Annotated in this window: 19 protein-coding genes; all 19 read left to right on the top strand. The window is 43.7% G+C overall.

The genetic code is table 11. From position 1 onward, the window contains the following. A partial coding sequence (locus HY58_RS12625) for a T9SS type A sorting domain-containing protein (RefSeq protein WP_156123680.1) occupies positions 1-1,840 on the top strand: 1,840 nt, incomplete at its 5' end. Positions 1,841-1,948: 108 nt separating this feature from the next. Further along, a complete protein-coding gene (locus tag HY58_RS12620) occupies positions 1,949-4,123 on the top strand; it encodes a DPP IV N-terminal domain-containing protein (RefSeq protein ID WP_039132480.1) in 2,175 nt (724 codons plus the stop codon). A gap of 7 nt (positions 4,124-4,130) precedes the next feature. Next, the gene (locus HY58_RS12615; protein ID WP_039132536.1) at positions 4,131-4,700 is read left to right on the top strand and encodes a DUF4126 domain-containing protein; all 570 of its coding nucleotides are present in this window, start codon (positions 4,131-4,133) and stop codon (positions 4,698-4,700) included. A gap of 126 nt (positions 4,701-4,826) precedes the next feature. Next, a complete protein-coding gene (gene rpsJ / locus HY58_RS12610) occupies positions 4,827-5,132 on the top strand; it encodes a 30S ribosomal protein S10 (protein ID WP_018610945.1) in 306 nt (101 codons plus the stop codon). Between the two features lie 381 nt (positions 5,133-5,513). Next, entirely contained in the window at positions 5,514-6,131 is a 618-nt protein-coding gene (rplC, locus tag HY58_RS12605; protein WP_039132474.1) for a 50S ribosomal protein L3, read from the top strand. Between the two features lie 20 nt (positions 6,132-6,151). Beyond that, the gene (gene rplD, locus HY58_RS12600) at positions 6,152-6,790 is read left to right on the top strand and encodes a 50S ribosomal protein L4 (protein WP_039132473.1); all 639 of its coding nucleotides are present in this window, start codon (positions 6,152-6,154) and stop codon (positions 6,788-6,790) included. A 25-nt stretch (positions 6,791-6,815) separates the two neighbouring features. Continuing rightward, positions 6,816-7,115 carry a 50S ribosomal protein L23 gene (gene rplW / locus HY58_RS12595; protein ID WP_039132471.1) on the top strand — a complete coding sequence of 100 codons (300 nt, stop codon included), beginning with the start codon at positions 6,816-6,818 and terminating at the stop codon, positions 7,113-7,115. Between the two features lie 58 nt (positions 7,116-7,173). After that, positions 7,174-8,010, top strand: a complete 837-nt coding sequence (gene rplB, locus HY58_RS12590) for a 50S ribosomal protein L2 (RefSeq protein ID WP_039132469.1) — start codon at positions 7,174-7,176, stop codon at positions 8,008-8,010. A gap of 34 nt (positions 8,011-8,044) precedes the next feature. Continuing rightward, complete coding sequence (gene rpsS, locus HY58_RS12585) at positions 8,045-8,314, top strand: 30S ribosomal protein S19 (RefSeq protein WP_039132467.1); 270 nt, start codon at positions 8,045-8,047, stop codon at positions 8,312-8,314. A 43-nt stretch (positions 8,315-8,357) separates the two neighbouring features. Then, entirely contained in the window at positions 8,358-8,693 is a 336-nt protein-coding gene (gene rplV / locus HY58_RS12580) for a 50S ribosomal protein L22 (protein WP_052324094.1), read from the top strand. 31 nt (positions 8,694-8,724) lie between these two features. Continuing rightward, positions 8,725-9,525, top strand: coding sequence for a 30S ribosomal protein S3 (gene rpsC / locus HY58_RS12575; RefSeq protein WP_039132463.1), 801 nt, complete (start codon positions 8,725-8,727; stop codon positions 9,523-9,525). Between the two features lie 98 nt (positions 9,526-9,623). Beyond that, positions 9,624-10,043 (top strand): 50S ribosomal protein L16, encoded by a 420-nt coding sequence (rplP, locus tag HY58_RS12570; protein ID WP_039132462.1) that lies wholly within the window; start codon positions 9,624-9,626, stop codon positions 10,041-10,043. A gap of 29 nt (positions 10,044-10,072) precedes the next feature. Next, positions 10,073-10,282 carry a 50S ribosomal protein L29 gene (gene rpmC, locus HY58_RS12565; RefSeq protein ID WP_039132461.1) on the top strand — a complete coding sequence of 70 codons (210 nt, stop codon included), beginning with the start codon at positions 10,073-10,075 and terminating at the stop codon, positions 10,280-10,282. Positions 10,283-10,332: 50 nt separating this feature from the next. Beyond that, positions 10,333-10,590 (top strand): 30S ribosomal protein S17, encoded by a 258-nt coding sequence (gene rpsQ, locus HY58_RS12560; RefSeq protein WP_039132459.1) that lies wholly within the window; start codon positions 10,333-10,335, stop codon positions 10,588-10,590. A gap of 39 nt (positions 10,591-10,629) precedes the next feature. Then, positions 10,630-10,998, top strand: coding sequence for a 50S ribosomal protein L14 (gene rplN, locus HY58_RS12555; RefSeq protein ID WP_039132458.1), 369 nt, complete (start codon positions 10,630-10,632; stop codon positions 10,996-10,998). A gap of 71 nt (positions 10,999-11,069) precedes the next feature. Continuing rightward, positions 11,070-11,408, top strand: a complete 339-nt coding sequence (rplX, locus tag HY58_RS12550; RefSeq protein WP_039132456.1) for a 50S ribosomal protein L24 — start codon at positions 11,070-11,072, stop codon at positions 11,406-11,408. Further along, positions 11,408-11,989 carry a 50S ribosomal protein L5 gene (gene rplE / locus HY58_RS12545; protein WP_039132454.1) on the top strand — a complete coding sequence of 194 codons (582 nt, stop codon included), beginning with the start codon at positions 11,408-11,410 and terminating at the stop codon, positions 11,987-11,989. The genes rplX and rplE overlap by 1 nt, the downstream gene beginning before the upstream one ends. A gap of 12 nt (positions 11,990-12,001) precedes the next feature. Beyond that, positions 12,002-12,271, top strand: coding sequence for a 30S ribosomal protein S14 (gene rpsN / locus HY58_RS12540; RefSeq protein ID WP_039132452.1), 270 nt, complete (start codon positions 12,002-12,004; stop codon positions 12,269-12,271). Positions 12,272-12,365: 94 nt separating this feature from the next. After that, on the top strand, positions 12,366-12,764 hold the full coding sequence (rpsH, locus tag HY58_RS12535) for a 30S ribosomal protein S8 (protein ID WP_039132449.1): 399 nt from the start codon (positions 12,366-12,368) through the stop codon (positions 12,762-12,764). Positions 12,765-12,869: the final 105 nt, after the last annotated feature.

Genomic DNA, 12,869 nt, shown 5'->3' with positions numbered 1-12,869 from the left:
GAGTCCAAGGGCGATGGTAACAGGAACGATCTATACAGCTCCTATTTGTTCAATTGAGGGAGAAGATCTGACATGTAGTAACGCATCAACAAGCTTCACGGCTTCTGGTGGTGTATCCTACAGCTGGACTGGTCCTGAAGGATTTGAACCAACTACTGGTGCAACAATCAGTGGTTTGACAATTCCAGGTGAATACACAGTAGTTGTAACTGATGCAAATGGTTGTACTAGCACTTGTAGCAAAATATTGAATGTAGGTGGTGAACTTATCCTCACTTATAAGACATGTGATGTTACTTGCTATGGTGGAAAGAATGGTTGGATCAATTTAACCGTTGAAGGTGGTTCAGGTACATACACATATCTCTGGAGTAACGGTGCTACAACGGAAGATATCAATGGCCTGGCAGCCGGCGTTTATTCAGTAGAAGTTACTGACGCAAGAAGTGGATGTAAAGGAACAACAACAGTGGTTATTACACAACCATCTGAGATCGTTTGCAATTTCAGTCCATCTTCTAATATCAATGTTTATGCAGGTGGAACAACAAAAGTTAGCGTAAACCCAACTGGTGGCACTGGTCCTTACACCTACTGGTGGTGGATTGCAAGTGGTTCTGGTTCTATTGTTGGTGGACAAGGTACTAATGAAGTATCTGTGAAAGCTGGCAGCACTGTAGGAACCATTGTGTTGAAAGTTAGTGTTTATGATAGCAAAGGTTGTTGTAAGGTTTGTGCTATAAGTATTAAGGTGAACTCTTGTGTTTGTCCTTCTAAGCCTGTAGTACACTGTTCTTACACCCAGGGCTTCTATGGCAGCAAGAATGGTAAAGCCTGTACCCCGCAGGGTAATAAGGTTAATGCCGTTGAGCTGATCACACAGAGCATTAATAATATGCCTGGTCAGATCCTGTTCCTCGGATCTAATACTAAGAACTTCTCTGTTCCGGTTCGTCATGCTGCATTGCTGAACGGCATAATGCCTGGCGGTGGTCCAGCAGCAGTTCTTGGAAGTAACTATTCAGTTTACACAGTGCCTAAGAAGAATGGCAGGATCGATAATATCCTTTTGTCTCAAACAGTGACACTAACCCTGAATATCTTCATGACTCCTGATAAGAAATTGGGACAGTTCATGCTGCAGGGAGGTAAATATCTTGTAACACAAGCCAAGGATCCATACTCCGATTGTGGTGCTCCTAAGCCACAGAATTGTATGGTTAATGGTATGGAAACAAACAGTATCAAGAGCTGGTATATGCCTGCAAACGTTGTGAATTCGCTATCGTACAAATCAGTGTATGAATTGTACAGGTTGGCAAGCAGAACTTTGGGAGGTACACCATTGCCAGCCGGAGTTTCAATGGGAGATCTTGTTAAAGCGATAACCGTGATCAATGAAGCATTTGATGAGTGCCGCTTCTTCCTGAGATGGTCTAATACCGCGGTTAATTGCACTAACAATATCCTGACTGATGCTCCGATTGTAGCTGCTCCTGCTAACATCTTCGGTCTTGACGGATCTATCAGCACAGTTGGTGCTACCGTTAGCCAGCCGGAAGTAAGTGCAGCTACTGTTAAAGCATATCCAAATCCATTCTCGGACCGCGTTCAGTTCCAGGTAAGGGCAGTGGAAGATGGTAAGGTTACACTTGAAGTATTCAACCTTACTGGTCAGCGTCTCGCTTCTGTATTCGATGGCATCATGCGTAAAGGAGAGGTTCAGAACCTGATCTATACGCCAAAGCAAAACGTTACAGATGGAGTATTGTACAGAATTACTTCGAATGGTAAAACATTCACAGGTAAACTGATTCATAACAGTAAACCAGGAAATTAATACTTCCAATTCTTAACAACTCAAGGTTGCCGGATCATCCGGCAACCTTTTTTTATGTTTATTTCTTGAATTTATTCTTTTGTATATTGTCGTTAAACTCCGCTGGTGATGAATAAATTCTTCCTGCTTTTCTGCTTCGGCTTCGTATTTGTTTCACTTAATGCACAAACCGGATTTAAATGGTCGGATGATGGTAATGGTTATTACCAGATTGAAGAGGGAAATCTTGTATTATACCAATTACCAGGAATGGATAAGTCTGTTGTAATTGATAAAGTGCATCTGAAGGACGGCGATAAACCATTGAAAATTCAGTCGTACCAGCATAGTTATGATAAAGCGTCAATATTGATTTTTACAAATTCGGTTAAGGTGTGGCGTTATGAAACCAAGGGTGATTATTTTATCTATTCAATTGCTTCGAGGCAATTACAAAAAATTGGTTCAGACTTCCCTCCATCATCATTAATGTTTGCTGAGTTTTCCCCTGATGGGAAGAAGGTTGCTTATGTTCATGCTAATAATATTTATGCGGAAGAAATCGCAACAAAAAAGGTTGAGCAACTCACCAGCGACGGAACAAGAAAACTTATTAATGGAACATTTGATTGGGCATATGAAGAGGAGTTTTTTTGCAGGGATGGATTCCGATGGAGTCCCGACAGTCGGGCTATCGCTTTCTGGCAGATAGATGCGCGCGGTACAAAGGATTACCTGATGGTAAACAATACTGATTCTATCTATCCAACTGCAATTCCTGTAGAATATCCTGTAGCAGGTGAATCCCCTTCTCCTTTTAAGATTGGTGTTTTGGAGTTGGAACCAAAAGAATTAAAGTGGATGAATATCCCTTATGACCAGTCATTGGGCTCTTATGCACCGCGAATGGAATGGGTAAATGCCAATCAGCTTGTAGTTCAGCATCTCGACCGCAAACAGCAGCATTCAGCCTTGCTTCTGACTGATGTGAAAACAGGCGTTGCCACAAGTTTGTACAAAGAATATGACAGCGCATGGATAGATATCATGCCTTCCTGGGACCAGGATTATGCAAACGGAGGGTGGGATTGGCTTAATGGAGGCAGGGAATTTCTTTGGGCGAGTGAAAAGGATGGATGGAGACATATTTACAGGTTATCCGTTAACGGGGGAAAGGAAACGCTCATTACCCGCGGAAACTTCGATGTGATGGATATTGTACGGGTTGACGAAAAAGGGAACTATCTGTATTTCATGGCATCGCCTGAAAATGCCACCCAACTTTATCTTTATCGCTCTAGGCTTGATGGTAAAGGTCTTCCGGAGAGAGTAACGCCACGGGATCAGCCAGGAACGCATCGGTATGAAATTGCCCCTGGTGCAAAATATGCTAAACATTCATTTAGTAATCATTATATAAATCCTGCGGAAGAATGGATCACTTTAAAAGATCACAAGACCATTGGGATGGGAGAGTCGGTTGCCGGTAAAATCGCCTCCGCCGGTTCAGGCGATAAGCGTATAGAGTTTATTAAAATCCGAACCGCGGAAGCAGTTGAAATGGATGCCTGGGTGGCTAAGCCCACCAACTTTGATCCCGCCAAAAAGTATCCTGTCGTTTTTTATGTTTACACTGAACCATGGGGACAAACCGTAAAAGATGAATATGGTGCGGGCAGAAATTTCCTTTATAATGGCGATATGGCAACTGATGGATATATATATGTATCTCTAGATAACAGGGGCACCCCTGTGCCAAAAGGAAGGGCATGGCGAAAGATCGCTTACAGAAAAATCGGGCAGGTCAATATCAGAGACCAGGCCCTGGCCGCACGTGAAATATTGAAATGGACTTATATTGATAGTTCGCGCGTGGCGGTTTGGGGATGGAGTGGTGGAGGTTCTGCAACGCTAAATCTGATGTTCCAGTATCCGGAAATTTACAAAACGGGCATATCAATTGCCGCTGTGGGCAACCAGCTGACGTATGATAATATATACCAGGAAAGATATATGGGCCTTCCACAGGAGAACAGGCAGGATTTTGTGAAAGGTTCGCCCATCACTTATGCGAAAAACCTTCGTGGGAATCTTTTATATATACATGGTACCGGAGATGATAACGTGCACTATAATAATGCTGAAATGCTTTTTAATGAACTTATCAGGCATAATAAGCAATTCCGGATGATGAGCTATCCCAACCGCACCCATAGCATTTCCGAAGGAGAGGGGACTTACCTCCATCTTTCCACTTTATATACAAATTTCCTCCGCCAGTATTGTGAACCCGGAGGAAAATAAACTGCAAATGAGTACTTATTTATATGCAATCAGTTTAGGAATTGCCCTGAGCGCATGCTGTGGTTTCAGGGTCTTTCTTCCTTTGCTTGCAGCTTCACTCGCTGCATACTTCAAATGGATACCCCTTAATGAGGGAATGGATTGGATGGGTACCCTACCGGCCATCATCAGCTTTGGAACAGCTGCGTTGCTGGAAATCGGCGGTTACTATATATCATTTGTTGATAACCTTCTTGATACCATAGCTACCCCGCTGGCGGTAGTTGCAGGTACAGTGGTTGCAGCATCTTTCCTGCCAATTGGTGAACTGGACCCTTTGCTGAGATGGGGATTGGGCATTATTGCAGGGGGAGGTGCAGCGGGAACCATCCAGCTGGGAACAGGGTTATTGCGTCTTTTTTCAACAAAAGCCACAGCAGGTACGGCAAACCCGGTGCTTGCAACAGGAGAGAATCTGGCTGCTATAACAGGGTCGATAGCCAGTATCCTGATCCCTATTATTACAGCAATTTTACTGATGCTCCTGGTTTTTTATATCCTCTACAAACTGCTTGGGAAGGGGCTTCGAAGCAAATAGCAGCATAGTGCCAGAATTATTTTAGGTTTTTGTGCCCCAAAACCAGAAAATCTTACAAAATTCTTTTGCAGGAAAGAAAACTACCGTTACCTTTGCACTCCCAATTAAAGTTTTGGGATAATAGGTATGTCACAGCGAATCAGAATAAAATTACAGTCTTACGATCACAGTCTGGTGGATAAATCAGCTGAAAAGATCGTGAAAACAGTTCGTAGTACAGGTGCCGTGGTAACGGGTCCTATTCCTTTACCAACGCATAAGAAAATCTTCACCGTATTGCGTTCTCCCCATGTGAATAAGAAAGCCCGTGAGCAGTTCCAGCTTTGTACGCATAAGCGTTTGCTGGACATTTACACTTCTTCTTCCAGGACTGTAGATGCACTGAGCAAGCTCGATCTTCCTTCCGGTGTGGAAGTGGAAATCAAGGCATAACAGGTTCGGGTTTAAACCGGATCGCTGAAAAGCAAAATTAGTTCTTATAAATAACTGCCCTATCTCTCAATTCCGTTATAAGCGGGAGAAAAGAGCGCTGGGGTTGGGTGAAAAGGCAAATCCAAAGGAAATCCTTTATCATCCATTAATTAGTAAAAGTAAATATGAACAAGCCGTTCAGGGTTTGTTTACTATTGGTACTTCCATTGACAGCCGAAGCTTTAGCGTAGGCTGTCAGCAACCACCCGCTTACGCTAAAGCTTCGGCGGGTATAAAAGGAAAAGGTCAATAGCAAACGGGGATTGAAGTCCATCCTTCAGTTACGCATCGTCGTAAACAGTTGGATTGTCCTTTTAACCATGCGGCACAAATGGTAATTAAATGAAAGGAATTATTGGAAAAAAGATTGGGATGACCAGCATCTTCAGTCCCGATGGTAAGCAAACTGCTTGTACCATCATTGAAGCTGGTCCATGTGTAGTTACCCAGGTAAAGACAAAAGAATCTGACGGGTACAATGCACTTCAGCTTGCGTTCGGCGATAAGAAAGAAAAGCATGCAACCAAAGCCGAGGCAAATCACTTCTCAAAGGCACAAACCGCTGCCAAACGTTTCGTAAAAGAATTTCGCGATTTCTCAATAGAAAAAGCACTGGGTGAAACCATTACTGCTGAAATCTTCGCTGAAGGCGACCAGGTTGAAGTAGTTGGAAATACCAAGGGTAAAGGTTTTCAGGGTGTTGTTAAGCGTCATGGCTTCCATGGTGTGGGTGAGGCTTCTCACGGTCAGCATGATCGTCAGCGTGCCCCGGGTTCATTGGGTAACTCTTCAGATGCATCACGTGTAATGAAGGGTATGCGCATGGCCGGCCGTATGGGGAATGAGCGTGTGAAGATGAAAGGCCTTAAGGTCCTTAAAATATTCCCAGACAAGAATTATATCCTGGTTAGTGGTTCAGTTCCTGGCCACAACGGTTCTATCGTTTTTATCCAGAAGTAAACCATTTAATCTGAAGTACGATGCAAGTAGATGTATTAAATATACAAGGACAGAAGACCGGCAGAACAATTGAGTTGCCGGAAGAGATCTTCGGTATTGAACCGAATGACCATGTGCTCTATCTTTCTGTAAAGCAATTCCTGGCTGCACAGCGTCAGGGTACACATAAAGTAAAGACCCGTATGGAAGTGAAGGGTGCAAGCCGTAAGCTTCACCGCCAGAAGGGTACAGGAGGTTCGCGTAAGGGTAACCTGCGTAACCCGCTCTATAAAGGTGGTGGTAGCATTTTTGGACCTAAGCCCCGTGATTACAGCTTCAAGCTGAACCGTAAGGTGAAGGATCTGGCAAAAATGTCGGCCCTTGCTTACAAGGCAAAGGAAAATGCAATTGTAGTTATCGAAGATATTACCCTCGATACTCCAAAAACCAAAACTTTCACTGGTGTACTGAAGGCCCTGAACATTGCTGATAAAAAAGCACTGTATATCCTTCCGGAGAATGGTGAGAACCTTTACCTGAGCCTTCGCAATATTCCATCTATCAATGGAACATTGCTGAGCGACATGAATACTTACGATATCGTTAATGCCCAGGTATTAGTGATGAGTGAAAGTGCCGCTAAGGTATTCACTGAAGCAGAAGTAGAAGAAACCGCATAATTATCATTTTAATAAATAGAAAGAAATGAAACTTTCTGAAGTTTTGATAAAGCCGATTTTAACTGAAAAGGCAAATGCCCAGCAGGAGACCCTGCGTCGCTTTGCATTCAAAGTTGCAAGGAAGGCTAATAAGCTGGAGATCAAGAAAGCAATAGAATCCTTTTATGGTGTTACTGTTGTTGACGTGAACACTTCGGTTATCCCTGGAAAAAATAAGACCCGTTTTACAAAAGCAGGTTTCATCCAGGGCCGCAAGCCTGCCTATAAGAAGGCACTGGTAACCGTTGCAGAAGGTGAAACCATTGACCTTTACGGTGCGGCATAATTAGCAAACAAATTATAGTATTGCGACGCTGAAAAGTTCGCAGAAAAAAGAAAAGAAAATGGCATTAAGAAAGTACAAACCGATGACAGCCGGTACGCGTTGGAGAATCGGAAACGCGTATGCTGAGATCACATCTGATACTCCTGAGAAAAGTCTGCTTGAGGCAAAGACAAGAACAGGTGGACGTAACGTTCAGGGTCGCAGAAGCATGCGCTATATTGGTGGCGGTCATGCACAGAAATATCGTATAATAGATTTCAAGCGTAATAAGAAGGACATACCTGCAAAGGTTGCTTCTATTGAATATGATCCAAACCGTTCAGCTTTCATCGCACTGCTTAATTATGTAGATGGAGAGAAGCGTTATATCATTGCTCCGCAGGGCTTGCAGGTAGGTGCTGAAGTGATCAGCGGTGATACAGTTGCTCCTGAACTTGGAAATGCATTGATGTTTAAGTATATGCCTCTTGGTACTGTGGTTCACAATATTGAGTTGCAGCCAGGACAGGGTGGAAAGATCGCACGAAGTGCCGGTACTTCTGCACAGCTTAGCAACAAGGAAGAGAAATATGCGGTATTAAAAATGCCTTCAGGTGAGTTGAGGAAAGTATTGATCAGTTGTTATGCAACAGTTGGTGTTGCTTCAAACAGTGATCATAGTCTTCAAAGCATGGGTAAGGCTGGTAGGAATCGTTGGAAAGGCATCAAGCCACGTACACGTGGTGTTGCGATGAACCCGGTTGATCACCCGATGGGTGGTGGTGAAGGAAGGGCTTCAGGAGGTCATCCAAGGAGCCGCACCGGTAAATATGCAAAAGGTCTTAAGACACGTAAGCATAAGGGTTCTGACAAACTGATCATTCAGCGTAAGAATGGTAAGAAGTTAGCCAATTAATCCACATTCAACAACTACAAGCTAAAATTTAGATATGGCTCGTTCAATTAAAAAAGGTCCTTACGTAGACGTAAAACTGGAACAGAAGGTACTGGGAATGACCGAAGGCAAATCCAAGAAAGGTGTAATCAAAACCTGGAGTCGTCGTTCAACCATTACTCCTGATTTCGTGGGTCACACTTTTGCTGTTCATAATGGTAACAAGTTTATCCCGGTTTATGTAACGGAGTTCATGGTAGGGCACAAGCTCGGTGAGTTTGCCCCCACACGTAACTTCAAAGGACACTCAAGTAAGAAAATGTAATTCAATAACGATTCGGGTAGCCTGAATCAAGAATAGTATAAACATGGAAGCAGTAGCTAAACTTAAAAATTACCCCACATCACCCCGGAAAATGCGTTTGTTGGCTGACCTGGTGCGTGGAATGGAAGTAGAAAAGGCGCTGGCAGTACTGGAGCATAATGCCAAGCATCCGGCTGTTCCTTTGCGTAAGCTGGTGGTAAGTGCTATCAATAACTGGAAACAGTCTAACGAAGGTGGAGATGAATCTACACTGGTGGTTAAAACCATTTTTGTTGACGGTGCCCGGATGTTGAAGCGTATGCGCCCGGCACCACAAGGTCGTGGTTACAGGGTACGTAAGCGTAGCAATCACGTCACTGTAGTAGTAGATTCTAAATAATTCAATCGTATAAACTTAATATACCAAACAAATGGGTCAGAAAACAAATCCTATTGGTGCAAGGTTAGGAATCATCCGCGGTTGGGAAAGCAATTGGTTTGGCAGTAAGAAAGATTACTCCACGAAATTGATCGAGGATCATAAGATCCGTACTTACCTGATGGCGCGTATTAATAAAGGAGGTATCTCTAAGATCGTTATTGAGCGTACGCTTGGTAAACTGATCGTTACCATCCATACGTCCAAACCTGGTATCATCATAGGAAAAGGTGGTGGTGAGGTTGATCGCATCAAGGAAGAGTTGAAGAAACTGACCGGCAAAGATGACGTTCAGATTAATATCCTCGAGATCCGTCGCCCCGAACTGGATGCGAACATCGTTGCTGATACCATCGCTAAACAGATCGAGAATCGTATCAACTATAAGCGTGCAATTAAGATGGCGATTGCTTCTGCTCTCCGTATGGGTGCTGAAGGAATCAAGGTTAAAGTATCCGGCAGGCTTGGTGGTGCAGAGATCGCACGTTCTGAAGAAATAAAGCAAGGTCGTACACCGCTGCATACTCTGAGAATGGATATCGACTATGCCAACCTCTTTGCACAAACTGTGTATGGAAAAATTGGTATTAAGGTATGGATCTGTAAAGGTGAAGTACTTGCCAAGCGTGATCTCAATCCTAACTTCCTTGGTGGTAAAGAAGGAAGTATGGGAGACAGGAGAGAGAGCCGTGGTGATGACCGCAGAGATTTCCGTGGTGGTGGCGACCGCAATCGTGGTGGTGGTGGCGACCGTAATCGCGGTGGCGGAGAGAGAAGAGATCGTAGAAACTAAACAGTTTATGGTCAATGGTCAATGGTGAATGGAAGCCATGTGCCAGGCAACCATTTAACCATGATAACAAATTTGAACATTTTCAAATAGAATAAAAGATGTTACAACCTAAAAGAACGAAACACAGGAAGCAGCAGAAGATGCCTGTAAAAGGTAATGCAAAACGTGGTACCAGCCTGTCATTTGGTTCATTCGGTCTGAAGGCTTTGGAAACAGTATGGATGACCGATCGCCAGATTGAGAGTGCCCGCCAGGCGATGACCCGCTCCATGAAAAGAGAAGGTAATGTCTGGATCCGCATTTTCCCTGACAAGATTGTTACCAAGAAGCCTGCCGAAGTGAGGATGGGTAAGGGTAAAGGTAACCCCGATCATTGGGCTGCCGTGGTGAAGCCGGGAAGGATCCTTTTCGAGTGCGATGGTGTTACAGAGGAAATTGCAAAAACAGCAATGGAACTGGCAGCACAAAAGCTTCCCATCAAAACCAAGTTTGTGGTTCGCCGTGAACTGCAGGCATAAGATTATATAAATTTTAAATCGTCCATACGATGTCAAAGAAAATCGATTTCGTTACAAGCCTGAAAGACATGAGTCTGGAAGACCTGAAGGCTCGTATCCAGGAAGATGAGTTGCGCCTGAAGAAGCTGGAGTTTGCCCATGCAATAACGCCGCTGGAGAACCCAATGAGCATCCGTGATCTTCGCCGTGATTTAAGCCGCCTGAAAACGGAATTAACCAAAAAACTGGCCACTGCCTGATAGCAGCAACCAGGTGTACTCAACAAGCGAATAAGCTAAAACGAATAACAATGGCTGAAAGAAATTTGCGTAAAACAAGGATTGGTGTAGTAACCAGCAACAAAATGGAAAAGACCGTTACCGTTGCAGTTGAAAGAAAGGTGAAGCACCCTATCTACGGTAAGTTCGTGAAAAAGACCACCAAGTTCCATGCACACGACGAGAAGAACGAGTGCAGCATTGGTGATACTGTCCGTATCATGGAAACCCGCCCCCTGAGCAAAACGAAGCGCTGGAGGATGGTGGAAGTACTGGAGAAAGTGAAGTAATCCCTCTGTTTTACATTACTAATTGATAAACTATTAAAGATGATTCAGCAAGAAAGCAGATTGAATGTAGCTGATAACAGTGGTGCCAAAGAGGTGCTGGTTATCCGGGTGCTGGGTAACAGCGGACAGGATTATGCCAGGATCGGCGATAAGATCGTGGTCACTGTGAAAGATGCTATACCTGCCGGCGGCATCAAGAAGGGTACCGTTACAAAAGCGGTTATCGTTCGCACCAAAAACAAATTGCGCCGTAAAGATGGTTCTTATATCCGTTTTGATGACAACGCTGTAGTGTTGTTGAACAACTCAGATGAGCCTCGCGGTACGCGTATTTTCGGACCAGTTGCCAGAGAACTGCGCGACAAGGGATATATGAAGATTATTTCTCTTGCTCCGGAAGTATTATAATCGTACCTTTGCGCCCCGATTAGGGAGCATGGGCTAGTAACAAAAGTGATAAATAGATAAACAGAATCTACATGAGCACAAGATTCAAAGCGAAATATAACATTAAAAAGGGCGACACGGTAGTAATAATTGCCGGTGACGATAAGGATCTCAAGAAACCCCGCAAGGTTCTCGAAGTGATCCTCGACAAAGGTCGTGTATTGGTTGAGGGTGTAAACATCATCACCAAGCATACTAAACCTTCTGCCCAGAACACCAAAGGTGGCATCGTTAAAACCGAAGCACCAATCAACATCTCCAACATTATGCTGTGGGATGCTAAAGCTGGGGCTGCTACTAAGGTTAAGCGTTCCCGCGACAATGGTAAACTAGTTCGTGTCTCTAAAAAATCAGGGGAGGTAATTAAATAATGAGTACCGTTAAATATACTCCACGCCTGGCAGACAAGTACAAGAATGAAGTTGTACCTGCCTTAATGAAAAAGTTTGGCTATGGCACTGTTATGCAGGCCCCCAAGCTTACCAAGATCTGTCTTAACCGCGGTGTCAATGGCGCTGTGGCTGACAAGAAACTGGTAGACATTGCAGTAGATGAGCTCTCTAACATTACAGGTCAGAAAGCTGTAGCTACCATGTCAAAAAAGGATATTTCGAATTTCAAACTGCGTAAGCATATGCCAATTGGTGCACGTGTTACACTCCGCGGTGTGAAGATGTATGAGTTCCTTGATCGTTTGATCGCAGTATCTCTGCCACGTGTACGTGACTTTAAAGGTATCAGCGAAAAAGCTTTCGATGGTCGGGGTAACTATACGCTGGGTGTTACAGAACAGATCATCTTCCCGGAGATCGATATTGATAAAGTCAATAAGATCACTGGACTGGATATCACTTTTGTGACAACAGCTAATACAAATGAAGAAGCATACGAATTACTCAAGGAATTGGGTATGCCGTTTAAAAATATTAGAAAAGGCGAGAGCCAACAGTAAAAACAAAATAAGATGGCTAAAAAATCGATAGAAGCCAGGCAAAGGAAAAGAGAAGCCATGGTAGCCAAATTTGCAGAAAAGCGTGCTGCTTTAAAAGCTGCAGGTGATTACCAGGGGCTCGATCAACTTCCTAAAAATGCTTCTCCAGTTCGTCTGAAAAATCGTTGCCAGTTAACAGGACGTCCGAAGGGTTACATGCGTTACTTCGGTCTTTCGAGGGTAATGTTTCGTGACATGGCTCTTGCTGGAAAGATTCCTGGCATAACAAAGGCAAGCTGGTAAACTGGCTCAGGCTGGTGAGGTTCCTTGATTTTGTAGATATCAAATAGGATATCGCATTGTAAACCAATTATCAAACAACAACTCATTAATAACAATGGTTACTGATCCTATAGCAGATTTTCTGACCCGCATTCGTAATGCCCAGATGGCTGGTCACCGTATTGTGGAGATCCCTGCTTCTAACCTGAAAAAGCGTATCACCGAAATCCTGTATGATAAAGGATATATCCTGAAGTACAAATTCGAAGATGATAACAAACAAGGTGTAATTAAGATTGCACTTAAGTATGATCCATCAACTAAACAACCAGCTATCCATAGTTTGGAAAGAGTTAGTCGCCCAGGTCTGCGCCAGTATGCAAAGCCAACAGAATTTACCCGCGTTAAAAACGGTCTTGGTGTTGCCATCATTTCCACTTCAAAAGGTGTGATGACTGATAAAGAAGCCAGGTCGCAGGGTGTAGGTGGTGAAGTACTTTGCTACATTCATTAATAATATTGCGCACTGATAAGGTGCGCAATCATAATATAACTGGTTGCTGATACATTAAGTCGTCCTATACCCGACTGACCGATCCAGCCAGAAACAATAAACACA

Source organism: Flavihumibacter sp. ZG627, assembly GCF_000814325.1.
Taxonomy (GTDB): Bacteria; Bacteroidota; Bacteroidia; order Chitinophagales; family Chitinophagaceae; genus Flavihumibacter.
This window is presented reverse-complemented; position numbering and strand designations above follow the sequence as displayed.